This is a genomic window from Frondihabitans peucedani, from assembly GCF_039537585.1.
Classification (GTDB): Bacteria; Actinomycetota; Actinomycetes; order Actinomycetales; family Microbacteriaceae; genus Frondihabitans; species Frondihabitans peucedani.
On record NZ_BAABAU010000001.1, the window covers coordinates 1395334 to 1418003 of the forward strand.

Here is a 22670-nt window from a genome sequence, read left to right on the forward strand (position 1 = left end):
CACTTTCGTATCCCCTCTGACCCCCGTTCTGGGGACACCCACGTCTCAGTGTCCCCAACGAACCTCCGTCTGACGCTCCGCCGACGAAAGGACCACCCCAGGGTGACTTCTCCTGCGCCACGCCACGTCGCCTCGCGACGACGCATCAACGTCCCGGCTCTCGCCGGCATCTCCGCCGGGATCGTCCTGGCTGCCGTCCTCCCCTCCCAGATCGCGCACGCCGCTCCGGCGACGGTCGCGAGCGACTCCTTCAGCCGCACCGTCTCCGCCGGCTGGGGCTCCGCCACGACGGGCGGCGCCTGGACCGGCACCGTCCGCTCGGGCGCCACCGCCAGTGTGCAGAGCGGCCAGGGAGTGATCTCCGGGCTCGCCAAGTCGACGTCCGCCATGGCCACCCTGTCGTCGGTCTCGAGCCTCGACACCGGTGTCGTCGGCACCATCGGGCTCCCGTCGACCCCCGCGACCCTCTACACGGCGTTCGAGATCCGCAAGCAGAGCAACGGCTCGTCCTACCGCGGTCGTCTCGAGCTCTCGCCGAACGGCAAGGCCGTCCTCGCCGTGTCGCGCGTGACGAAGGCGGGCGAGGTCAACCTCGGCCGCTTCGCCCTCCCCGGCACCTTCGCCCCCGGCCAGCGCGTCGTCGTCGAGTTCCAGGTCACCGGCACGTCGACCGTCACCATCCGCGGCCGCGCGAAGGTCGTCGGCGCAGCCACCCCCGGCTGGCAGCTCAGCGTGACCGACTCCTCGTCGTCCCGGGTCTCGACTCCCGGGGGCATCGGCCTCTGGGAGTACGCGGGCGGCGGCAACTCGGCTGCCCTCACAACCACGCTCGACGACCTGAAGGTCACCCGCGACCCGAGCTCCTCGTCCACGCCTCCGGCGACGACTCCCCCGGCCAGCCCGGCTCCGAGCCCCTCGGCCTCGACGCCGTCACGGCCGGCTCCCGCCGCGCCTCCGGCCGGCTCGACGCCCGCACAGCCCGCAGACCCGACGCAGCCCGACCGCGGCTCCGTCGCTGTCGGCGGCACGAGCTACAAGGTGCCGTCCGACGCGGTCGTGGTGTCACCGTCCGGCAGCGACTCGGCCGCCGGCTCCCTGGCCTCGCCCCTGAGGACGGTCGGTGCGGCCATCGCTCGCGCCTCCTCGGGCGACACGATCGTCCTCCGTGCCGGCTCGTACAACGAGTCCGTCACCATCCCCCGCAACAAGACGCTGACCGTGCAGTCCTACCCGGGCGAGGCCGTGTGGTTCGACGGCTCCAAGCAGGTCACCGACTGGTCGCGAGCAGGATCCGACTGGGCGGCCTCCTGGAGCTACTTCCCATCGTCCGTGATGGACGGCATCGCCGACAACCCGTTCTTCGTCGACTCCGCGAAGCCCCTGGCGTCGCACCCCGACCAGGTGTTCGTCGACGGCAGGCAGCTGACGCAGGTCGGCTCCGCGTCCGCGGTCACCCCCGGAACGTTCTACGCCGACTCGTCCAACGGGCGCGTCGTGCTCGGAACCGACCCGTCGGGCCACAGCGTCCGGATCAGCAACCAGCCCCAGGCGATCAAGGTCATGTCGCCCAACACGGTCCTGCAGGGCTTCGGCGTCAAGGACTACGCGACGTCGTACCTCGACAAGGGCGCCGTCCGACTCAGCAGCACCGGCGACGTGGCGCGGAACCTCGTCATCCAGGACAACGCCATGATCGGCATCAACGTCGAGAACGACGCCGCCGACCTCGATCACCTCACGGTGACCGGCAGCGGCCTCCTCGGCATCGGAGCCAACTCGTCCTACGGCCTCCAGGTCCGCAACTCCGTGGTGACCGGCAACAACAGCCAGGCGTTCAACGCCCAGCCCGTCGCCGGCGGCGTCAAGGTCACGCGGTCCCGCGGAGTGACCGTGTCGAACATCGACGCCAGCGACAACACCGGCACCGGCATCTGGTTCGACGAGTCCGTCTACGACGGGTCGATCGTCAACAGCACGTCGAGCGGCAACTCGGTCGACGGCATCCTGGCCGAGCTCTCCGACCACATCATCGTGGCCGGCAACGAGCTCAACGACAACAAGATCGGCGTCATCGTCTACAACACGGCCAACGTCGAGATCTACAACAACGCCATCGGCAACAACCGTCAGTTCGGCGTGAAGCTGGCTCAGGATCAGCGCCGTCAGGCCAACACGGGCATCACCGGTCACGACCGGCGGCGACCGCTGCCAGACCCGACGCTCACGTGGATCGTCAAGAACGTCACGATCGCGAACAACGCCTTCGGCAGCGGCGGCCTGTACCAGATCTACGGCCTCGACGGCGTCACGAACATCCCGATGGACGCCATGCAGGTGACCATCACCGGCAACCTCTTCAACCAGCACCTGACCAGCGCGCAGTCGACGCTCGTCGGCTGGGGCGGGGGCGACAACCACACGGTGACCCGCTACAACGACGTCTCCACGCTGGGCCAGGCCAAGGGCTCGGCTCGAGGCAACGACGAGACGACCGGCGTCCTGCCGATCTCGGGGATGCTGTCCGCGCTGAAGGGCGCCCTCGGCATCGCCGTCGGGCTTCCGGGCGACGTGGCCGACGCGCTGGGCGTGAAGCCCGGCAGCAAGGGTGTCGGTCCGTTCCACGGCTGATCACCCGCACACAGGAAGACGCCGCCCGGACCGAGGTCCGGGCGGCGTCTTCGTGTCTGTGGGGTGAGAGGGGCGAGCGGCTGTCAGCCGCTGTCAGCGCCGTCGAGGGGCTGTCAAAGCGCCTACAGCGCCCCGCAGCACGCCCTCAGCGCCGCAGGATGCTCGGAGCCTGCTCGATCGCGTCCGCAGTGGCACCGATGGCCTCTGCGGTGCGCTCCAGGAGCGCCGTGATGTCGCCGACGCCGAGATCGGGTGCCGCGTCGAGGGCCCGGGCGACCGCCTCGTAGTACTGCGCGTACATGGTCGCGCGGGCGCGGGCGCCCGTGTCGGTGAGCGACAGCAGGAGGCTGCGGCGGTCGGCGGGGTTCGGCGTGCGCTCGACGAGGCCGGCGCTCACGAGCCGGTCGGTCATCGCCGTGACGGCGCCCGTCGTGATGTCGAGGTGGATCGCCAGGGCCTTGGGCGTGAGGTCTTCCGCCTCGCCCACGTGCATGAGGGCATTGAACTCGAGGGGACTGAGGCCCACGCTGCCTGCGAAGACCGCGCGGAGGCGGCGGTGGGCCGCGTCGGCGTCGGCCATGGCGGTGGCGACCTGGCGGACGACGGGGGTGTCACCGGTCAGTGCGGGCGAGACGCGGTCGTCGGTGTCGGTCACGGCAAGGCTCAGGGTGTCTGTGGTCAAGGGGTCTCCTTCATGGAGAAGTTCGTGGATCAGTGTCGGTCGTCAGACCGAGAAGGTGATGGCTCAATGTTCGCAGCCGGACGGGTTTCGGTTTTGCCCCACTAGTGGGGGTTTTGGACGACCGATGAGAATCCCCATCATTGAGTAGCTTCACCAGTGAGTAATCCACTGGAACCTAAAGACTACTCGTCGAGCGGCTCACCAGCGTCGACGATCCTCCCCAACCACCCTCCCCCACCGAAGGATCACCCATGTCCAGCAACCATGTCGCCACCAAGGCCAAGCGCCTCCGCTTCGCTCCCCTCGCCATCGCCACCGGCGTGCTCGGCGCGGTCCTCCTCTCCGTCTCGATGTCCGGCACGCTGTCGGGCTTCGTCGCCAGCATCACCAACTCCACCAACACGGCCGCCTCGGGCGCCCTGACCATGCAGGAGCAGAACGCCGGCGCGGCGGTCACCTGCTCGTCCACCGACGGCGGCACCGTCTCGACCAACACGGCCACCTGCGCGACGATCAACAAGTTCGGCGGCTCGACCACGATGATCCCCGGCCAGACGGTCTCGACCCCGATCACCATCAAGAACACCGGCACCGTCGCGGCCAGCACCTTCACGCTGACCCCCGGCGCCAGCTGCACCCAGTCGAACAACGGCGCGCTCAACGGCTCCGCGACCGACCTGTGCTCGAAGATGACGGTCATCCTCACGAACACCACCGCCGGCACCACCGTCTACTCCGGCACCCTGGCGAACCTCGCCGCCGGTGGAGCGATCGCCCTCCCCGCCGCCGCCGCGGGCGCCACGACCGGCTTCACCTTCGCCGTGACCCTGCCCTCGACCGCCGGCAACACCTACCAGGGCCTCGCCGCCTCGCTGCCCCTCACCTGGACCTTCACCAGCTAGCAGCGCCGGCGCCCACGCCGACGAAGCACCCGGCACCACCCGCACCACCCCGCACCACCCTTCCACCGCCCTCGGGCGGGGCCTCTCGAACCGGAGCCCCGCCCGGCACCACGGCCCTCCCCCGGGCCACGAGGCCCCGACGGAGTCGAACCATGACGGACACCAGACAGCCCGAAGCGACCACGGTCGTCTCGGCAGGAGTCGTCGCCGACATCCGCATCGGGGCCTCGCCGCGTCGCCGGCGGGCCCGCGTCGTCCAGACGGTCGCCATCTGGACCGGCGCCGCCCTGGCCACCGCCCTCGTCGTCCTCGCACTCGTCTTCCGCTCCGGCGGAGGCCAGTGGTTCATCGTCGAGACCCCCTCCATGGGCCAGGCCGCACCCGTCGGCACGCTCGTCCTCACCACCCCCGTCACGGCCTCCGACCTCCGCGTCGGCGACGTGATCACGTTCCACCCGCCGACCGAGCCCAAGGCCGTCTACACCCACAGGATCGTCGACATCACGGCCCGAGGGATCGTCACCCGTGGCGACATCAACGGCGCCACCGACCCCTGGGCCCTCAGCCAGAAGGACCTCGTCGGAGAGGCGACCACGATCCTGCCGCGCCTCGGCTGGCTCATCCGCGCCCTGCCGATCCTGCTGGTCGGAAGCGTCTTCGTGATGCTCCTGACGCACCTGATCCGCAACCCGGCCCGGCGTCAGTCGTACCGCATCCTGGGCTTCTCGATGCTTGCCTCCCTCTCGGTGTACGTCCTCCGCCCGTTCGTCGGCCTGATCGTGCTCACCACGACGCCGCACGCCCACGGCGCCTCCGCCCAGGTCGTCTCCACCGGGCTGCTGCCCATCAGCGTCAGCGCCAAGCACGGCACCACGGTCGACCTCGTCGCCGGGCAGGTCGGCACCGTCACGGTGAACTCCGGGGCCGACATGGGCCGCTACAGCCTCTCCTCCGCGCTCCACCTGACGCTTCCCGAGTGGATCCTGTTCGGCGCGATCTGCGCGATCCCGCTGCTGTGGACCTTCGTCGTCGGCCTCCCCGGCACGCCCGACGAGGAGGAGGGCGAGTGAGCCTCCGCCGAGCCGCTGCCATCGCCGCGATCGCCGTCGGCGCCCTCGCGGTCGTCGCCGCGGTCGTTCCCGGCTCGTCCGCCGCCTACGTCGCCAGGATCGCCAACTCCACCGACACCGCGGCCACCGCGCCGTTCTTCACCTGCGCCGCAGCCCTCGCGAACGACAAGAGCGCGGCGCTCTTCACCCTCCCGCTCAACGAGGCGTCGAACTCGACCACCGCCGTGGACAGCGACTCCGGCGCCTACCCGGGCACCTACCGCGGCACCATGACGACGTCGACGACGACGCCCCTCGCCTGCTCGCGCGACACCGGCGGCGCCTACGTCCTGAACGGCACCTCGAGCTACGTCTCGACGGCGACGTCGTTCGCCAACCCGCAGACCTTCAGCGAGGAGGTCTGGTTCAAGACCACCGTCGCCGGCGGCAAGCTCATGGGCTTCGGATCATCGCAGACGGGGTCGTCGGGATCGTACGACCGCCACCTCTACATCAACACGTCGGGCCAGCTCGTCTTCGGCACCTACAACGCGGCCACGAAGACGATCGTGACCTCGACCCCGGTCACCGACGGCACCTGGCACCAGGCGGTGGCGACGTTCTCCGGGTCGACCGGGATGGCGCTGTACCTCGACGGCGCCCTCGTCGCCCAGAACACGACCTACACCGTCGCTCAGAACTTCACCGGCTTCTGGCGGGTCGGCTACGACGCGATCGCGAGCTGGCCCGGCGCGCCGACGAACGCGTACTTCACCGGCTCGCTCCGCTTCGCGAGCGTCTACACGACCGTCCTCACGGCCGCGCAGGTGCAGAACCACTACAACGCCGGTCGCTGACCCGCTGCGGGCCGGTCCGGGTCGATCCCCGGTCCGGACCGGTCCGCAGGATCAGTCCCGCGTCACGCCGTCAGGTCGCCGATCGTCCACGACGCGGTGTGGGTCCGGCCCGGCTCCAGCCGCACGAGGTCGATGCCGGAGTCGAACGCCCCGGGCGGGCAGGTCATCGGCTCGACGGCCAGCCCGAGACGGTTCAGCTCCGGCTCCGGACGGTCGGCGGTGTGCACCTGCACCCAGGGCAGCTCGGTCCCCCAGGTCATCTGAACGCCGGTGCCCTCGGGAGCGCTCAGCGTGACCCGGGCGGTGCCGCCGCCGTCGGCGTCGCCGGCAGCGCTCGCGCGCTCGAGCCCGGTGAACGCGTGGTCGATGAACAGGTCGCCGATCGGCCGCGCGGCGCGGAAGTCGAAGTCGGGGTGCTCGGTCACGGGGCGCGTCGCCACGGGGATGAGCCGGTCGGGGGTCACCTCGAGGAACTCCGCGGCGGGCAGCGTGAGCGTCCAGTCGTCGACGTGGCCGGCTCCGGCACTGAGGTAGGGGTGGGGCGCGGTGCCGTAGGGCGCTGCGGCCTGGCCGGTGTTCGTGGCCTCCACCGTCGTGGTGAGACCGTCGTCGTCGAGGGAGTAGGTCACGGCGATCCGGAGCGGGAACGGGTAGCCGTCGCTCGGCACGACGTCGGCCTCGAGCCGGGCAGACGCCTCGGACGCCTCCACGACGTCCCAGCGCACCCAGGCCAGGAGCCCGTGCAGGGCGTGGCCGCGAGCGGGCTCGGTCAGGGGCAGCTGCCGCTCGACGCCGTCGAACGTGTAGCGGCCGTCCACGACGCGGTTCGGCCAGGGGGCCAGGATCGCGCCGCGGAAGACGGGCCGGATCGAGTCGGCCTCGAACGGCACCGTCAGGTTCCGCCCGTCGACGGTGAGGCTGCGGAGGCTCGCCCCCACGGCCGCGATCTCGGCGCGGTAGCCGCCGTGACGGATGCTGGTCTGTGGTCCGGAGAGGGGGGTGTTCGTCATCGAAGTCCGTCTTTCTGTCGCGGTGGTCGTCGATCGAGGCTAGCGAGACTGGCGGGGCTGCGTGTGCTGTCGCGCACGATGAGCTCGAAGTCGGCGGTGACCGACACGAAGCCGTCGGGGGCGGTGGGCTCGCTGATCCTCCGCGCGAGGAGCTCGACCGCGAGCCGGGCGATCTGGGCACGACCGGGAGACATCGTCGTGAGGGTGGGGTGGGCGAAGCGCGCGTCGCGGGTGTCGTCGACACCGGCGACCGCCACGTCGCCCGGGACGGCGATCCCCCGCTCGAGGAGCTCCCACTGGGCCCCGAGGGCGAGCGCGTCGTTGAAGCCGAAGACGGCGTCGAAGCGGAGTCCCGACTCGAGCGCGCGCGCCGTCGCACGGGCCCCGGCGTCGCGGTTCCAGCCGTCCACCTCGACGAAGAGCGCCTCGTCGGGCGTGAGGCCCGCCCGCGCGAGGGCCGCCACGCTGCCCCGACGTCGCAGGACCGCCGTGTGAGTGCCGGGAGAGCCGGCGCCGAGCAGCAGGATCCTGCGCCTCCCGATCTCGAGCAGGTGCTCGACGACGCGCCGCGCGACCTCCTCGTCGGCGATGAGCACGTGGTCGGCCAGGCCCTCGAACTGCCGCTCGCCGATGATGACGAGGGGCAGCGACCGCGCGAGGTCCGGCGCGTCGTCGGGGCCGAGCGCGAGCGGGTCGAAGATGGCGCCGTCGATGAGCTGACGGTGGACGCCCGAGAGCGCGTCGAGCTCCCGCTCGCGGAGGTACGAGGTCGTCTCGACGAGGACCGTCAGCCCGAGGGGCGCCGCCGCATCGATCACCTCCTGGGCGAGCTCGGCGAAGTACGCCTGGTCGAGCTCGGGGACGATCAGCGAGATCATCCCCGAGCTGCCGCGGCGGAGGCTCCTGGCCGACACGTTGACGCGGTAGTCGAGCTCCTCGACGGCCGCCCCGATGCGCGCGCGGGTCTCCTCGCGCATGTACGGGTAGCCGTTGAAGAAGTTCGAGACCGTCTTGACCGAGACTCCGGCCCTGGCGGCCACGTCGCGCATCGTGGCGGGCACGACAGGGCCCCTAGGCGGTGGCGGTCAGGCGCACCACGTTCCAGGAGAGCGGAGGCAGGACCACCTTCAGCACGGTGTCGTCCCAGCTCGTCGCGTCGTTGACCTCGGGAGCGACCTGGTCGGCCGTGTCGGCCGTGACCGTGAAGTACGGGTCGTCGTGCCGCAGCGTCGTCGCCTCGACGAGCTCCGCGCCCCGGGGGCCGAACGAGCGCGTGTCGATGTCGATCGTCACCGACTCGGTCTGGGAGCGGTTGACCGCGAACACGGCCACGTCTCCCGACGCAGGATCGTGCGTCGCGACGGAGTCGATCACCGGCACGTCGCCGTGCTTCGCGGTCTCGTAGGTCGGCGACTGCAGCTCGACGCGGAGCACGTTGCCCTGCGCGAACCTCGACGCCTGAGCGAAGGGGTGGTAGGTCGTCTGCTTCCAGCTGCGTCCGCCGGTCTCCGTCATGATCGGGGCGATGACGTTCACCAGCTGGGCGAGGCTGGCCGAGACGACCCGGTCGCTGTGCCGCAGGAGCGAGATGAGAAGGCCGCCCACGACGACGGCGTCAGCGACGCTGTAGTGGTCCTCCAGCAGGACGGGAGCGACGGGCCACTCGGTCTCGGGGTTCTTCGAGGCCTCGCCGTCGAGGTACCAGACGTTCCACTCGTCGAACGAGATGTTGATCCGCTTGGTGGCCTTCTTCGTGGCGCGGACGTGGTCGACGCTCGCCACGAGGTCGTCGATGAAGGCGTCCATCTGGACACCGGAGGCGAGGAAGCTGCCGAGGTCGCCGTCCTTCTCCCAGTAGTACGCGTGCATCGAGATCAGGTCGACCTCGTCGTACGCCTCCTCGAGGACCTCGCGCTCCCAGGTGCCGAAGGTCGGCATCTCGGCGCCGGACGAACCGCAGGCGACGAGGGTGAGGTCAGGATCGATGAGGCGCATCGCCCGGGCCGTCTCGGCGGCGAGGCGGCCGTACTCCTTCGCGGTCTTGTGGCCGATCTGCCATGGGCCGTCCATCTCGTTGCCGAGGCACCACATCTTGATGCCGTAGGGCTTCTCGGTGCCGTTCTTCTTCCGCAGGTCGGAGTGGAACGAGCCGCCCTCGCCGTTCGTGTAGTCGAGCAGGTCGATCGCCTCCTGCACGCCGCGGGTGCCGAGGTTGACGGCCATCATCGGCTCGACGCCGGCCTTCTCGGTCCAGCGCATGAACTCGTCGATGCCGACGGTGTTGGGCTCGGTGGAGTGCCAGGCGAGGTCCTTCCGGGCCGGGCGGTCCTCGACCGGGCCGATGCCGTCCTCCCAGCGGTACCCGGAGACGAAGTTGCCGCCCGGGTAGCGGACCGTCGAGATCCCGAGGTCGCGGACGTACTGCAGGACGTCGCCGCGGAAGCCGTCCTCGTCGGCGGTCGGGTGGCCCGGGTCGTGGATGCCGCCGTAGACGCAGCGGCCGAGGTGCTCGACGAAGGTGCCGAAGGTCTTCCGCGAGACCGGAGCGACGACGAACGCGGGGTCGAGGCTGAGACGGGCAGATGTCATGGGGGTTCTCCTTGGTTACATCGTTGTACTCGGAGTATGTACAACGATGTACTACCGCGTCAAGGGGGCGGGCGCAGGATCGCGCCCGGGTCGGGGGTCGCAGCGAAGGAGGAGTCCTCTCGCCCACACACACAGACACAGAAGGACGACCCCGCCAGAGCTCCTCCGGCAGTCCCGACGGACGCGCGCGGGCAGGGGGCATCGCAGTAAAGGAGGAGTTCCTCGCAGCCGAGGAGGAGCCTGCCGCGCCCACACGCACAGAAGGAGGACCTCGGGCGGGATCCTGCGCGAAAAGAGGACTAACCCACCAGAACTCCTCCGGCAGTTACGACCGACGCGCGGGCGCGGGGGCATCGCAGAAAAGGAGGAGTTCCTCGCAGCAGAGGAGGAGCCCGCCTCGCCCAGACGCACAGGAGGAGGACCTCGGGCGGGGTCCTGCGCGAAAAGAAGGGCGACCCCGCCAGAACTCCTCCGTTGGCGACGACGGACGCGCGCGGGCAGGGGCATCGCAGCAAAGGAGGAGTTCCTCGCAGCAGAGGAGGAGTCGGACTCGCCGACACGCACAGAAGGAGGACCTCGGGCGGGATCCTGCGCGAAAAGAGGACTACCCCACCAGAACTCCTCCGGCAGTCACGACCGACGCGCGCGAGCAGGGGCATCGAAGCACCCATGCCCGAAGCACGACGATTCCCCCGGAGACGACGAAGGCAGGCCCGGAGGCCTGCCCTGTCGATGCGCCCGAGGCGCCGAGTGGTGCTAGACGGTGACGGCCGCCAGCACCTCGTCGAGGACGGCCGAGGCCTCCTCGTCGGTGGACTTCTGAGCGAGCGCGAGCTCGGAGATGAGCACCTGGCGCGCCTTGAGCAGCATGCGCTTCTCACCGGCGGAGACTCCACTGTCTTGATCGCGGCGCCACAGGTCGCGGACGACCTCGCTGACGCTGTAGACGCTGCCGGACCCCATCTTCTCGGTGTTGGCCTTGAAGCGCCTCGACCAGTTGCCGGGCTCTTCGACGTGGTCGCTGCGCAGGACCTCGAAGACCGCCTCGACGCCCTTGGCGTCGATGACGTCGCGGACGCCCACCAGGTCGACGTTGTCGACGGGGAGCTCGATCATCAGATCGCTCGCGTGGACGTTCAGGGTGATGTATTTCTTCTCGACGCCCTTGATCGTGCGGGTCTTGACCGCGGTGATGGTGGCTGCGCCGTGGTGGGGGTACACGACGGTCTCCCCTACTTCGAAAATCATCTAGTCGTGCCTCTGTTCTCTTTACGAGTCGTGACGGATCCGGAGAGCAGCTCGAGACGAGTGCGGACCGTTGCCGGGCATCATCTCGGCAGTCTTACCATTCTACCCGATAAAGAGGGACTAGGATGCCGCGGCCCCGGCCAGACGGACGCCCCCAGAGAACAGGCCCGATCCCGGAGAACAGGGCCGCTCAGAAGACCAGCACGAGCAGGACGACGTTCAGCACGATGAGCGCGACGGCCGCGACCGCCGCGAGCGCGGTCGTGTGCCAGCGGTTGCGGAGGTCGCCCATCGTCGCCCGGGACGCCGTGAACAGCACCAGCGGGACGAGCGCGAACGGGATTCCGAACGACAGGACGACCTGGCTGATCACGAGGGCGGAGGTCGGGTCGGCGCCGAACGCGAGGAGCGCCAGTGCGGGGAGGAGGGTCACGATCCTGCGGTAGAGGAGCGGGACGCGGTAGTGCAGGAGGCCGTGCATGATCTCGGAGCCCGCGTAGGCGCCCACCGAGGTCGAGGCGAGGCCGGACGCGAGCAGGCCCACCGCGAACAGGGTCGCGACGAGCGGCCCGAGGTGCACCAGGAGGGCCGCGTGGGCCCCCTCGAGCGTGTCGGTCCCCGAGACTCCGCGGAGGGTGCCTGCGGCGACCAGCAGGATCGCGACGTTCACCGTCCCCGCGACGACGAGCGCGATCGTGACGTCGATCCTGGTCACCTTCAGGAGCCGCCGGGGCGCCACGAGCGACCCCTCGAAGCGGTCGCGGGCGAGCGCGGAGTGCGCGTAGATCGCGTGCGGCATGATCGTCGCGCCGAGGATCGAGACCGCCAGGAGGACCGAGCGCGAGCCCTCGAAGTGCGGCACGAGCCCCGACGCCACGGAGGCCCAGTGCGGCGGGGCCACCAGGAGGCCGGCGCAGAAGCCGACCGCGATCAGGACCACCATGCCGGTGATGACGCGCTCGAACAGCTGCGCCCGCCCCCGGCTCTGCAGGAGCAGCAGGCACAGGGAGATGATGCCGGTGACCAGGCCGCCGACCAGCAGCGGCAGCTGGAACAGCAGGTTCAGGGCGATCGCGCCGCCGATGACCTCGGCGATGTCGGTCGCCATCGCCACGAGCTCGGCCTGCGCCCAGAACGCCCGCCGGACCCAGGGCTTCGAGAGGCGCCTCCCGAGGAGCTCGGGGAGGCTGGCCCCGGTGGCGATGCCGAGCTTCGCCGAGAGGTACTGGATGAGCCAGGCCGTTGCGTTGCCGGCGATGACGACCCAGACGAGCAGGTAGCCGAACAGCGCCCCCGCCGTCATGTTGCTCGCGACGTTGCCCGGGTCGAGGTAGGCGACTCCCGCGACGACCGCGGGCCCGAGGAGGGTGACCAGGCGCGCGGACGACGGCGGCCGGCGCGTGTCGCTCGGTGGCGCCTCGGTCGTCATCGGTGCCCTTCGCTCGGTCGCGCCGCGGTGGGCGTCGCGAGTGCCGCTCCAGAACGCCACTTGAGGAGTGCCACGGTCTGGACTGCCACAGTAGAGGACCCCGCCGACACTCGCTCGGCGGTCTTGCCGGTCGCGACTCCGCGGGGCCTGCGACAATGACGACACCATGTCCATCAGTCGGCGGCTGTTCCTCCTGGGCTCCCTGTCGGGGGCGGGAGTGCTCGTGCTGTCGGGGTGCACCGATCCTGCGCCCGCCCCGTCGGCCACCGCCACCAGGGCACCGAGCCCGTCGCCCAGCCCCACGCCGAGCGGCCCCGCGCCCGCGGCCTTCCGCCGCAGCCGCTGGGGAGCGGACACGTACAGCTACGGGTCGTCGAGCTACCTCGCCGCGGGCGCGACCGATGCCGATCGCGCGGCGCTCGCAGCGAGTCTCGATGACAAGGTGTTCTTCGCCGGGGAGGCCGTGGCCGCGTCCCAGCCGGGAACCGTGATGGGCGCGCACTCGTCGGGCCTGACCGCGGCAGCCGAGGTCGCGGCCGTCGCGGCTCCCGGGGAGCGCATCGCCGTGATCGGCGCCGGCATGGCGGGCGCGACAGCCGCGCGGACCCTCGCCGACCAGGGCTTCGACGTCGTGGTCGTCGAGGCGCGGGGCCGGGTCGGCGGCAGGATCGCGTCGTACGACTCCGACGACTGGCCCTTCGAGGTGCAGCTCGGCGTCGGCACCCTCACCGGCGACGGTGCCGCGGCCTTCGAGTCGCTGCTCGCCTCGGCCGGTGTGACCACCGTCGAGGTCGAGGCGACGGCGACCGCCAGGATCGCCGGCCGGGAGACCCCGCTTCCAACGTCTGAGGCGGTGTCCGAGGCCCTCGACACGGCCGCCGCCTGGGCTGCGGAGCACGCCGGCGAGGAGAGCGTGCAGGACGCCGTCGCGTCGTCGGGAGCGTCGGCGCGGCTCGACACGCGCCCCGACTCGAGCGGCGTGTCGGACGCCGACCGCCTCGCGTTCCTGCTCGACGAGGCACTGCCGGCCCGGGTCGGCGCGGCGGCGACGAAGGTGTCGTCGCGGGTGCTGGGCGACGAGATCCTGCCGGGCTCCGGGCAGCTCGTGACCCGCGGCTTCGGCGACTACGTCACCGACCAGCTCCGCGACCTCGACGTGCTCCGCAGCAGCAACGTCACGCAGATCGACTACGGCAACGAGGGCGTGGGCCTCCGGCTGGTCACGGGCGAGTCGCTCTCGGCCGACCGCGTCGTCTCGACCATCCCTCTCGGCGTGCTGAAGAAACGGAGGATCGTCTTCGTCCCGGCGCTGCCCAGCACCCACCTCGACGCCATCGACGCGCTCGGGATGGGAGTCCAGGACGTCCTGTGGCTCCGCTTCGACCAGCGCCTCTGGTCGACCGACGCGACCGTGTGGGCCGTGCTCGACGACTCGGCCGCCTCCCGGCTCTGGCTGAACCTGGAGCCCGCGACCGGGTTCCCGATCCTGGTCGCCCTCACCGGCGGCCGGACCGCCACCGCCCTCGAGAAGCTCAGCGACTCCGATGCGGTCGACGCCGCGGTGCGGTCGATCGCGCCCTACTTCGACCTGGTGCCGTCGACGGCGTCGCCGACTCCGACGCCGGGTGCGGGGTCGTCGCCGACTCCGACGCCGGGTGCCGGGTCGTCGCCGACTCCGACGCCCTGACCGCTCCCCCGGAACGGGCGGACGCGCAGGCGCCCGGGCCCCGGCCTCAGGTGGCTCAGCCCGATCAGGGCCGCCAGCACGCCGACGACGATCGCCAGCACGAGCCCGTTGTACAGGCGGAACTGCGCCGCGCTCACCTGCGCAGGATCGAGGAAGAAGTACGGGTACCAGCGCACCTCCCGGCCTCGAGCCAGCGTGAACCACCCCCAGGCCAGCGGATACAGCAGGACGAGCCAGAGCGTCCGCCAGCGCACGGGCGTGCGGCCGGGCGCCACCACCCAGTCGACGAGCACGTAGCCCGCCAGCCAGAAGTGCAGCACCTGGCTCGACGGCGGGAACGCCAGCGAGTAGTGGTGGCTCGCCGACTGCGAGACGATCACCGCGAAGACCACGCCCGAGACGATGACATAGCAGGAGACCAGCGCGTGCACCGCCGCGAACCACGGCGGATCGCTCCGGCCCCGGACGGTCAGCACGCCCGAGATCGCGAGCACGGCGACGTTCGCCATGTTGCTCTGCTGCGTGAAGTAGCTGAAGTAGTTCAGAGTGGCGAACGTCGAAAAGCCCAGGACGTACTCGAAGTTGGCCCAGAGCGCCGCCACGCCCACCGCTGCCGCCGCCAGCCGCACGAGTCCGGACAGGCGGAACGCGAGGGTGGTGTGCACCGCCTCACCCGCTCCCGCCTCGACCGCTGTGGCGACCGGGGCCGCCGCCTACCCCGACGAGCGTAGCGAGATCGCCCGGGAGCGGCCGGGGCGGCGCCTCGTGGGCACGGCGTCGGCACGGCGTCGGATCGGCGTCGGCTCGGCGTCGGCTCGGCGCCTCCGGCTACGCGTCGTCGACGGCGTTGAAGCGCTCGAGGCCCCGTGCCAGGCGGTCGATCTCGTCGTCCGACCAGTCGGCGAGCCGCCGCTCGAGCTCGCTGTGGTTGGCCGCGGTCGAGCTCTCGAGGAGCTCGCGCCCGCGATCCGACAGGCGCAGGATCTGCCCCCTCGCCCCGGCGCGCTCGGCTTCCGGGGCGACCTCGACCAGCCCGAGCTCCTGCAGGTCGCCCACCTGGCGGGAGATCGTCGACCGGTTGAGGCGGAGGCCCTGGGCGATGTCGATGGCGCGGCAGTCGCGGGTCTGCGCGATGAAGGTCAGGAGCGTGTGCTGGACGACGGTCAGCGGGGCGGCGGCTCGGCGGTTCCGCGCGACGGCCCTCCGCGAGATGGTCTCCATCTGCGTGTAGACGGCCCTGGTGCGCTCCGCCCGCCGCGACTCCCCGCCCGCGCCTGACACCGTGCCCGACTCCATGCCCGCGAGTGTACCGATCGGGTGTATCGTTGCTTGTTGCATAATGCAACACTACGACTCCCTCCCGACGCGCGAAAGGCCAGCGGTGACGACAGACACCTCCCCCACCCGATCCCTGCAGCAGGTGGCCCTCCGGCCCTCCTCCCCCCGCACGACCGATTCGAGGGCGCAGGATCACGGGGGCGCTCACCGGCACCTCCCCGCACCCGCCCGCGGGCCGCGCACCCTCTTCGGCGCACCCCTCGGAGTCCTCCGCGCCTTCGGCCTCGCCGTCCTGGTCCCGCTCTTCCTCGCCGTCGGCATGTCGCTCGCGTACCTCGGCGCGTTCCACCAGCCGACGCCGCACGACCTCCCCGTCGCCGTGGTCGGCACCAGCGCCGAGACGCAGGTCTTCGCGCAGCGACTCACCGACAACGACCCCGACGCGCTGAGCGTCCGCACCGTCGCCACCGACGCCGAGGCCCGGAAGCTCATCGAAGGCCGCACCCTCACCGCCGCGTACGAGCCGACGGCCACGCAGGCCACGCTGCTCGTCTCGTCCGCCGCGTCCGAGACGAGCGCCAACGTGGCGCAGAAGATCTTCCAGCCGATCGCCTTCTCCCAGAAGCTCCCGTACCAGGTCGTCGACGTCGTGCCGGCGGCCGAGCACGACTCGACCGGTCAGGGGCTGTTCTTCCTGCTGGTCGGCCTGAGCGTCGGCTCCTACGCCACCGCCGCCGCGGTCGCAGCGTTCGCCGCCCGCCTCGGCATCCGCGCGTCGATCCTGACCTCGTTCGTCATGTCGGCCGTGGTCTCCGGCATCGCCATGACCGTCGCGGGCCCGATCTACCACGTCGTCGACGGCAACGTCTGGGGCGTCTGGCTGCTCGGCTGGCTCTACTCGGTGGCGATCATCCTGATCGGGGTGGGCCTCCACCCGATCCTGCGCCACTGGACCACCGCCGCCCTGACCATGCTCTTCGTCATGCTCAACTTCACCTCGTCGGGCGGCATCTTCGCGGTGCACCTCATGCCCGGGTTCTTCGCCGGGCTCCACGCCTTCTGGAACGGAGCCGCCTGGCTCGACGCCGCGCAGACGGTGCAGTACTTCCCCGGGCACGGGTACGGGCTCGACGTCCTGCGCCTCGGCCTCTGGGCGGTCGTCGGGCTCGGGCTCGCGCTTCTGACGCACCTCTTGAGCGCCCGCCGCGTGCGGCTCGCGAACGAGCGCGTCGCCACGCGCGAGGAGGAGCAGGTCATCGCGGCGTAGCCCGGGGCGGGCCGCGCTGCTGCCCCACCTCCGCACGCCAAAACCCTCCCGTTCGGCTGTCGCGGTGGTCCTAGGACCACCGCGACAGCCGATCGGGAGGGTTTGAGGGAGCACCGCGGGGCCGGGCGGCCGGGCGGGCCGGGGCGGGTCAGGCGGCCGAGCAGCGCCGGCCCGGCGGGCGGGCAGGCAGGGCTAGTGGCCCATCGGGACGGGCGCGCCCTCGATCACCGGCGGCTTGCGCACGAAGAAGCTCGCCGCGATCGCGAAGAGCGAGATGATCGCCCCGGTGAGGAACGCCGTCTGCACCCCCGCGGCCGTCGCCGAGACCTGCCCGGCGCCCTCGGAGACCCTCGAGGCGGCGGTCGTCGCGAGCAGCGTGACGAAGAGCGCGGTGCCGACGCCGCCGGCGACCTGCTGCATGGTTCCCAGGATCGCGCTGCCGTGCGAGTAGAGGTCGGGGCGGACCGATCCGAGCGACGCCGTGAAGAGCGGCGTGAAGGTGAAGGCGAGCCCGATGCTCAGGATCACGTGCACGATCGGGATCACGAAGGCCGGCGTGCCCTCGCGGAGCACCATGGCCATCGCCCAGAGCGCGCCGCTGACGAGGACGGCGCCCACAACGAGGAGCGGTGTCGGCCCGATCCGGTCGTAGAGCCGGCCGACGACGGGCGACAGGACGCCCATGACGATGCCGCCGGGGAGCAGCAGTAGACCGGTCGTGAGCGTGGAGAAGCCGAGGACGTTCTGCATGTAGATCGGCAGGATGATCAGCGTGCCGAACAGGGCGAGCATGCTGATGGCGATCATCACGATCGACACCGCGAAGGTCCGCGAGGTGAAGGTGCGGAGGTCGAGAAGGGCGACGCCGCGCGGCGCGAGCCGGATCTGCCGCCAGACGAAGAGGGCGAGCGCAGCGGCACCGACGAGCACCGGGACGATCGGCATCACCGGCTGAGGCGTGCCGGAGGCCGCCTCGCCGACGCTCGACAGGCCGTACAGGAGCCCGGAGAACGCGAAGGCCGACAGGATCACCGAGAGCACGTCGAGCGGGCTCTTGCGGGTGACGGTGACGTTCTTCATCTTGATGCCGCCGACCACCAGCGCGACGAGCGCGATGGGCAGCACGATGACGAACATGAAGCGCCAGGAGAGCGCCTGCAGGATCAGACCGGAGATCGTCGGGCCGATGGCCGGCGCCACCGAGATCACGATCGAGATGTTGCCCATGACCCGGCCGCGCGAGGCGGGCGCGACGAGCGTCATCGCCGTCGTCATCAGGAGCGGCATCATGATCGCGGTGCCGCTGGCCTGCACGACGCGGGCGATGAGCAGGATCGAGAAGCCCGGCGCGATCGCGGCGATCGCGGTACCGAGGCTGAACAGCGACATGGCGGTGATGAAGACCGGCCGCGTGTTGAAGCGCTGGAGCAGGAAGCCCGTGACGGGGATGACGACCGCCATCGTGAGCATGAAGCCGGTGGTGAGCCACTGTGCCGTCGCCGCGGTGACACGGAGGTCGACGACGAGGCGGGGCAGGGCCACGCTCATGATGGTCTCGTTCAGGATCACGACGAACGCCGAGACGAGGAGCAGGCCGATCACGAGGCGGTTGCGCTTGGCGTCCGCCTCGCCGGTGCCGGCGGCCGCGGGGCCACCCGCAGGAGCAGCACCCGCCGGAGCAGCGCCGGCAGTGGCAGCGCCCGGAGCAGACGCGGGCCTGCCGGCCTTGGAGGGAACGGCCGGAGCCGTGGTGGTGTCGTTCGTCAAGGTGATCCTGTCGTGATCGTGGGGGAATCGCGGCGAGTGTCGGCGGTACTGGGGTCGAACGCTGGATGACGCCCAGTATTCCCCTGACCACCGACACCCGCATCCCCCCGTCTCGCGAGGGGTCGGCGTCTCACGAGGGATCGGCGACGAGCTCCACGGTGCTCTCGAGCGGCGTCGCGGTCACCGACGTCCCGACGTGGACGTCGAAGGTCCCGCCCTCGTACGCCCAGCCGTCGTCCCAGTGGGCGAAGGAGCGAAGGGGCAGGGCGATCGACACCGTGGCGGACTCCCCGGGGTCGAGCTCGACGCTGTCGAAGCCGACGAGCCAGCGCGCGGGACGCTCGACGGAGCCGCCCGAGCGCGAGAGGTACGCCTGCACGACCTGCTTGCCGCGGCGTGATCCTGCGTTCGTCACGCGGAGAGCCACCGAGGCACCCGAGGGCGTGGCCACCGAGACGGCGCCCGCGGAGGAGCCCGACGAGCCGCCGGGCACCACGGCCCGGCCGTCGACACGCAGGTCGCCGAGCTCCCACTCCGTGTAGCCGAGGCCGTGGCCGAACTCGTAGGCGGGCGTGCGCCCGGCTCGCAGCCAGGCCCGGTAGCCGATGTGGATGCCCTCCTCGTAGCGCACGAGCCCGTCGCGCGGGGTGACGTCGAGCACGGGCACGTCGTCGAGGGTCGCCGGCCAGGTGGTGGGCAGGCGGCCTCCCGGCTCGACGGCTCCGAGGAGCAGGTCGGCGAGGGCGTTCCCGTACTCCTGCCCGCCGAAGTAGGTGAGCAGCACCGCGCGCACGTCGTCCCGCCAGGGCAGGAGCACGGGCGATCCTGCGTTCACGACCACGATCGTGTTCGGGTTGGCGCGGACGACGGCGCGCACGAGGTCGTCCTGGCGGCCGGGCAGGTCGAGGTCGACGCGGTCGAAGCCCTCCGACTCGACACGCGAGTTGGTCCCGACCACGACGACGGCCACGTCCGCGGTGGCGGCGGCCTCGGCGGCCTCGGCCAGGAGGCCCTCCGGGTCGGAGTCGTCGGCCTCGAGCCCGAGGGTGATGCTCCAGACGCCCGCCATGGGCCCCGTCCGGGAGCCGAGGTCGAACTCGACGACGACGTCGACGGGCGTGCCCGCGGTGACCTCGACCGGTGCGGAGACGGAGGGCGGGTACAGGAGCGAGGCGCCGAGGTCCATGCCCTCCTCGAGGAGGGAGGTGGCCTCGTGCGCGAGCTCTCCGTCGAGGAGGACCCGGCCGTGCCCGACGGACGCGAAGCCGAGCAGCACCCGTCCGGAGACGGTCGGGGTCCAGCGCAGCGACAGCTCGGCCAGGGCTGCGGCCTCGAGGGGCGCGTCGCCGCCGAAGTAGACGAGCGCGGTGGCCCTGCGGTCCTCGCGGAAGAGCTCGTCGCCCGCCGCACCGAGGAACCGCACGAGCATGCCGTGCTCCCCCGTCGACGGGTTCACGATCTCGTCGAGCGGCAGTTCGGCGATGCCCTCCTGCACGACCGCGCCGATGGAGTACGTCACATCCGCCCCCGGCAGCGCCTCGCGGAGCCCCTCGAGAGGCGAGACGACCGTCTCGGGCAGGACCGTGGCGCTGCCGCCGCCCTGCGTGCGCGCGTGGAGGGCGTTGTGCCCGATCACCGCCACCGAGCTCAGAGCCGCCGGGTCGAGGGGCAGCGTCTTCTGCGGGTTCGCGAGGAGGACGCTTCCGACCGCCTCGGCCTCGCGGGCGAACGCCACTCCGTCCTCGACGGTCACCGGAGCCGCCTGCACGGGTGCGAAGCCGTCGAGCGCCCCGACACGGGCAGCGAGGCGCAGGATCCGGAGCACCTTGCGGTCGATCGCCTCGAGCGGCACCTCGCCCGCCTCGACGGCCGCGACCAGCGCGTTGCCCCACGGTCCTGCGGGGCCGGGCATGACGAGATCCTGCGAGTGCTTCGCGCTCTCGATCGAGCGGACGGCGGTCCAGTCGCTGACGACCACCCCGTCGAAGCCCCACTCCGAGCTCAGCGGCGTCTCGAGGAGGTCGTTCTCGGTGGCGGTGACACCGTTGATCGAGTTGTACGACGACATGACGAGCCAGGCCCGCGACTCGGTGACCGCCCGCTCGAAGGCGAGGAGGTAGAGCTCGCGGAGAGCCCGCTCGGAGACCTCCGTCGACGCCGTGAAGCGGTCGGTCTCGTAGTCGTTGGCGATGTAGTGCTTGGGGGTCGCGCCGACCCCGTTCTCCTGCACGCCGTCGACGTAGGCGGCAGCGAGCTCGGCGGTGAGCAGCGGGTCTTCGGAGAAGGCCTCGAAGTGGCGGCCGCCGAGGGGCGAGCGGTGCAGGTTGATCGTCGGGCCGAGGACGACGTCGACGCCCTTGCGGCGGGCCTCGACAGCGGAGGCGGCGCCGTAGCGGGCGGCGATCGCGCGGTCCCAGGAGGACGACAGCGCGGTCGCGGAGGGGAGGTTGAGCGAGGGGGAGCGTTCGTCCCACACCTCGCCGCGCACTCCCGAGGGCCCGTCGGACACCAGGATGCGACGGAGACCGATCTTCTCGAAGGGCCAGGTGGTCCAGAAGTCGCGCCCGGTCAGCAGCTGGACCTTCTCCGCCAGCGTCAGCATCTCGCGGAGCCCGACGAGCCGGGCGGTCTCTTCTTCGCTGTCGTACGTCATGGCGCTGAGCCTAGGACGGACGGAGCGTCCGGGACAGCGCGCCCACCGGACGCGCTGCCCCGGAGGGGGTTGCCTAGGAGGGGATGTAGTTGAACTCGTCCGGGTTGGGGCCCGTGCGCTCGTCCTTGTTCAGCGTGGAGATGTCGGTCATGTCGAGGTCGGTCAGCTCGAAGTCGAAGATGTCGAAGTTCTCGCGGACGCGCGACTCGGTCACCGACTTCGGGAAGACGATGTCGCCACGCTGGATGTGCCAGCGGAGCGTGACCTGGGCGGTGGACTTGCCGATGCGCTCGGCGATGCGGACGATCGTCGGGTCGTCGAGCACCTTGCCCTGGGCGATGGGCGACCAGGCCTCGGTAGGGATGCCGTGCTCGGTGCCGAAGGCGCGGAGGGCGTCCTGCGTGAGGTAGGGGTGCACCTCGATCTGATTGACGGCCGGGACGACGGTCGACTCCTGCATCAGGCGGCGCAGGTGGTGCTCCTGGAAGTTCGAGACGCCGATGGCGCGGGCGCGGCCGGACGCGTAGACCTCTTCGAGCGCCTTCCAGGTGTCGACGAAGTTGCCGACGCCGGGCAGGGGCCAGTGGATGAGGAACAGGTCGACGTAGTCGAAGTCGAGCGCCTCGAGGGTGCCGTCGAAGGCCGTCTTGGCCGCCTCCGGGTCGTGGAAGCCGTTGTTCAGCTTCGAGGTCACGAAGACCTCCTCGCGCGGGATGCCGGACGCCGCGACGGCCTGCCCGACCTCCTTCTCGTTGCCGTACATCTCCGCCGTGTCGATGTGGCGGTAGCCGACCTCGAGGGCCTTGAGGGTGGCCTCCTTGGTGTTCTCGGGCTCGATCTGGAACACGCCGAATCCCAGCTGGGGGATCGAGGTGCCGTTGTTCAGGGGGATGGAGGGGATCTCGGTCATGGCCTCATCGAACACCCCCAACCCGGGTGACTTTCACCATTTGCTCTGGTTTCTCTTCGCTGATACTCTTACCGTTGGCCTTCTGAGAGCGAACCATCTACTCGCCTCACGCCATGAGCGCCGCAGCCTCTACAAGAGCTCGGTTCTCCACGATTCGTACCGCTCTCCCTGTAGAGCGCATTCCGAACGAGTCACGCCCGCCGCTCCCTCACCCGGACGACACGGCCCCCAGGGGCCCGGGGAAGCCAGCACGCCGATTCACGGCGTGCGCGAACCGTCCGCGCAACGAGCCGGACGAACTCGCCACACAGCATCGAAAGACAGCACCATGAACAACATCATCTCCCTCATCACCATCGACGGGACCGTCACCACCGCTCCCGTCCTCACCCACGACAACCTCGTCGAGTTCGTCGTCGCCGACGACACCGCCCGCGAGTTCGTCGTCCGCATCCCCCGCACCGACCTCGGTGCGCACGTCGCCCGCGGCGCCCGCATCCTGGCGTCCGGCGCCGAGGGCTGGGTCATCCCGGGCCGCGCCTGGCGCGACGAGCCCTCGCGGACGATCCTGCAGGCGCACGAGGTCCAGCTGCGCGAGCTGGCGTTCGCCGCGTAGGCGCGACAGCAGCAGCAGCGACACACGAAGCGGCGCTCACCCTCCCGGGTGGGCGCCGCTTTCGTGTGTCTGCGACGCGGTGAGTCTGCGGCGCGGCG

General features: G+C 70.9%; 18 protein-coding genes. 7 read left to right on the forward strand and 11 right to left on the reverse strand.

What is annotated here, in order from left to right; translation table 11 throughout:
• The first annotated feature begins 102 nt into the window (after positions 1-102).
• The gene (locus ABD733_RS06430) at positions 103-2628 is read left to right on the forward strand and encodes a right-handed parallel beta-helix repeat-containing protein (protein ID WP_344794224.1); all 2526 of its coding nucleotides are present in this window, start codon (positions 103-105) and stop codon (positions 2626-2628) included.
• A 145-nt stretch (positions 2629-2773) separates the two neighbouring features.
• On the opposite strand, the gene ABD733_RS06435 is transcribed toward ABD733_RS06430, so the two are convergent.
• Positions 2774-3310 carry a MarR family winged helix-turn-helix transcriptional regulator gene (locus ABD733_RS06435; RefSeq protein WP_344794226.1) on the reverse strand — a complete coding sequence of 179 codons (537 nt, stop codon included), beginning with the start codon at positions 3308-3310 and terminating at the stop codon, positions 2774-2776.
• A 251-nt stretch (positions 3311-3561) separates the two neighbouring features.
• Here ABD733_RS06435 and ABD733_RS06440 point away from each other — a divergent pair, with 251 nt between their 5' ends.
• From ABD733_RS06440 to ABD733_RS06450, 3 genes are all read left to right on the forward strand, one after another.
• Positions 3562-4212 carry a hypothetical protein gene (locus ABD733_RS06440; RefSeq protein ID WP_344794228.1) on the forward strand — a complete coding sequence of 217 codons (651 nt, stop codon included), beginning with the start codon at positions 3562-3564 and terminating at the stop codon, positions 4210-4212.
• Positions 4213-4364: 152 nt separating this feature from the next.
• Entirely contained in the window at positions 4365-5282 is a 918-nt protein-coding gene (locus ABD733_RS06445; protein ID WP_344794230.1) for a signal peptidase I, read from the forward strand.
• Entirely contained in the window at positions 5279-6118 is an 840-nt protein-coding gene (locus tag ABD733_RS06450; RefSeq protein WP_344794232.1) for a LamG domain-containing protein, read from the forward strand. Before ABD733_RS06445 ends, ABD733_RS06450 begins: the two co-directional genes overlap by 4 nt.
• Positions 6119-6180: 62 nt before the next feature.
• Here ABD733_RS06450 and ABD733_RS06455 read toward each other — a convergent pair whose 3' ends face one another.
• The 5 genes from ABD733_RS06455 to ABD733_RS06475 form a co-directional block, all read right to left on the reverse strand.
• Positions 6181-7128: an aldose 1-epimerase family protein gene (locus ABD733_RS06455; RefSeq protein WP_344794234.1), complete on the reverse strand. Its 948-nt coding sequence runs from the start codon at positions 7126-7128 to the stop codon at positions 6181-6183.
• On the reverse strand, positions 7125-8189 hold the full coding sequence (locus ABD733_RS06460) for a LacI family DNA-binding transcriptional regulator (RefSeq protein WP_344794236.1): 1065 nt from the start codon (positions 8187-8189) through the stop codon (positions 7125-7127). Before ABD733_RS06460 ends, ABD733_RS06455 begins: the two co-directional genes overlap by 4 nt.
• Before the next feature lie 10 nt (positions 8190-8199).
• The gene (gene arfA / locus ABD733_RS06465) at positions 8200-9717 is read right to left on the reverse strand and encodes an arabinosylfuranosidase ArfA (RefSeq protein ID WP_344794238.1); all 1518 of its coding nucleotides are present in this window, start codon (positions 9715-9717) and stop codon (positions 8200-8202) included.
• A gap of 756 nt (positions 9718-10473) precedes the next feature.
• On the reverse strand, positions 10474-10965 hold the full coding sequence (locus ABD733_RS06470; RefSeq protein WP_286344614.1) for a CarD family transcriptional regulator: 492 nt from the start codon (positions 10963-10965) through the stop codon (positions 10474-10476).
• 190 nt (positions 10966-11155) lie between these two features.
• A complete protein-coding gene (locus tag ABD733_RS06475; protein WP_344794242.1) occupies positions 11156-12394 on the reverse strand; it encodes an Nramp family divalent metal transporter in 1239 nt (412 codons plus the stop codon).
• Positions 12395-12560: 166 nt separating this feature from the next.
• On the opposite strand from ABD733_RS06475, the gene ABD733_RS06480 reads away from it, so the two are divergent.
• Entirely contained in the window at positions 12561-14081 is a 1521-nt protein-coding gene (locus tag ABD733_RS06480) for a flavin monoamine oxidase family protein (protein WP_344794244.1), read from the forward strand.
• Here ABD733_RS06480 and ABD733_RS06485 read toward each other — a convergent pair.
• Positions 13973-14746, reverse strand: coding sequence for a Pr6Pr family membrane protein (locus ABD733_RS06485; protein ID WP_344794246.1), 774 nt, complete (start codon positions 14744-14746; stop codon positions 13973-13975). The genes ABD733_RS06480 and ABD733_RS06485 overlap by 109 nt on opposite strands.
• A gap of 163 nt (positions 14747-14909) precedes the next feature.
• A complete protein-coding gene (locus ABD733_RS06490; RefSeq protein ID WP_344794248.1) occupies positions 14910-15377 on the reverse strand; it encodes a MarR family winged helix-turn-helix transcriptional regulator in 468 nt (155 codons plus the stop codon).
• An 85-nt stretch (positions 15378-15462) separates the two neighbouring features.
• On the opposite strand from ABD733_RS06490, the gene ABD733_RS06495 reads away from it, so the two are divergent.
• Positions 15463-16626, forward strand: coding sequence for an ABC transporter permease (locus tag ABD733_RS06495; protein ID WP_344794250.1), 1164 nt, complete (start codon positions 15463-15465; stop codon positions 16624-16626).
• 192 nt (positions 16627-16818) lie between these two features.
• Here ABD733_RS06495 and ABD733_RS06500 read toward each other — a convergent pair whose 3' ends face one another.
• The 3 genes from ABD733_RS06500 to ABD733_RS06510 form a co-directional block, all read right to left on the reverse strand.
• Positions 16819-18393, reverse strand: a complete 1575-nt coding sequence (locus ABD733_RS06500) for a DHA2 family efflux MFS transporter permease subunit (RefSeq protein WP_344794252.1) — start codon at positions 18391-18393, stop codon at positions 16819-16821.
• A 130-nt stretch (positions 18394-18523) separates the two neighbouring features.
• Entirely contained in the window at positions 18524-21046 is a 2523-nt protein-coding gene (locus ABD733_RS06505; RefSeq protein WP_344794254.1) for a beta-glucosidase family protein, read from the reverse strand.
• Positions 21047-21119: 73 nt separating this feature from the next.
• Positions 21120-21956 (reverse strand): aldo/keto reductase, encoded by an 837-nt coding sequence (locus ABD733_RS06510; RefSeq protein ID WP_344794256.1) that lies wholly within the window; start codon positions 21954-21956, stop codon positions 21120-21122.
• A 328-nt stretch (positions 21957-22284) separates the two neighbouring features.
• Here ABD733_RS06510 and ABD733_RS06515 point away from each other — a divergent pair, with 328 nt between their 5' ends.
• Positions 22285-22572 (forward strand): hypothetical protein, encoded by a 288-nt coding sequence (locus ABD733_RS06515; RefSeq protein WP_344794258.1) that lies wholly within the window; start codon positions 22285-22287, stop codon positions 22570-22572.
• Positions 22573-22670 lie beyond the last annotated feature (98 nt).

What these genes read in the sequence shown, in the direction of transcription:
- ABD733_RS06505 (WP_344794254.1), bottom strand. Translation starts at nt 21,046, where the DNA reads ATGACGTACGACAGCGAAGAAGAGACCGCCCGGCTCGTCGGGCTCCGC.
- ABD733_RS06455 (WP_344794234.1), bottom strand. Translation starts at nt 7,128, where the DNA reads ATGACGAACACCCCCCTCTCCGGACCACAGACCAGCATCCGTCACGGC.
- ABD733_RS06510 (WP_344794256.1), bottom strand. Translation starts at nt 21,956, where the DNA reads ATGACCGAGATCCCCTCCATCCCCCTGAACAACGGCACCTCGATCCCC.
- ABD733_RS06490 (WP_344794248.1), bottom strand. Translation starts at nt 15,377, where the DNA reads ATGGAGTCGGGCACGGTGTCAGGCGCGGGCGGGGAGTCGCGGCGGGCG.
- ABD733_RS06480 (WP_344794244.1), top strand. Translation starts at nt 12,561, where the DNA reads ATGTCCATCAGTCGGCGGCTGTTCCTCCTGGGCTCCCTGTCGGGGGCG.
- ABD733_RS06470 (WP_286344614.1), bottom strand. Translation starts at nt 10,965, where the DNA reads ATGATTTTCGAAGTAGGGGAGACCGTCGTGTACCCCCACCACGGCGCA.
- ABD733_RS06475 (WP_344794242.1), bottom strand. Translation starts at nt 12,394, where the DNA reads ATGACGACCGAGGCGCCACCGAGCGACACGCGCCGGCCGCCGTCGTCC.
- ABD733_RS06515 (WP_344794258.1), top strand. Translation starts at nt 22,285, where the DNA reads ATGAACAACATCATCTCCCTCATCACCATCGACGGGACCGTCACCACC.
- ABD733_RS06440 (WP_344794228.1), top strand. Translation starts at nt 3,562, where the DNA reads ATGTCCAGCAACCATGTCGCCACCAAGGCCAAGCGCCTCCGCTTCGCT.
- arfA (WP_344794238.1), bottom strand. Translation starts at nt 9,717, where the DNA reads ATGACATCTGCCCGTCTCAGCCTCGACCCCGCGTTCGTCGTCGCTCCG.
- ABD733_RS06445 (WP_344794230.1), top strand. Translation starts at nt 4,365, where the DNA reads ATGACGGACACCAGACAGCCCGAAGCGACCACGGTCGTCTCGGCAGGA.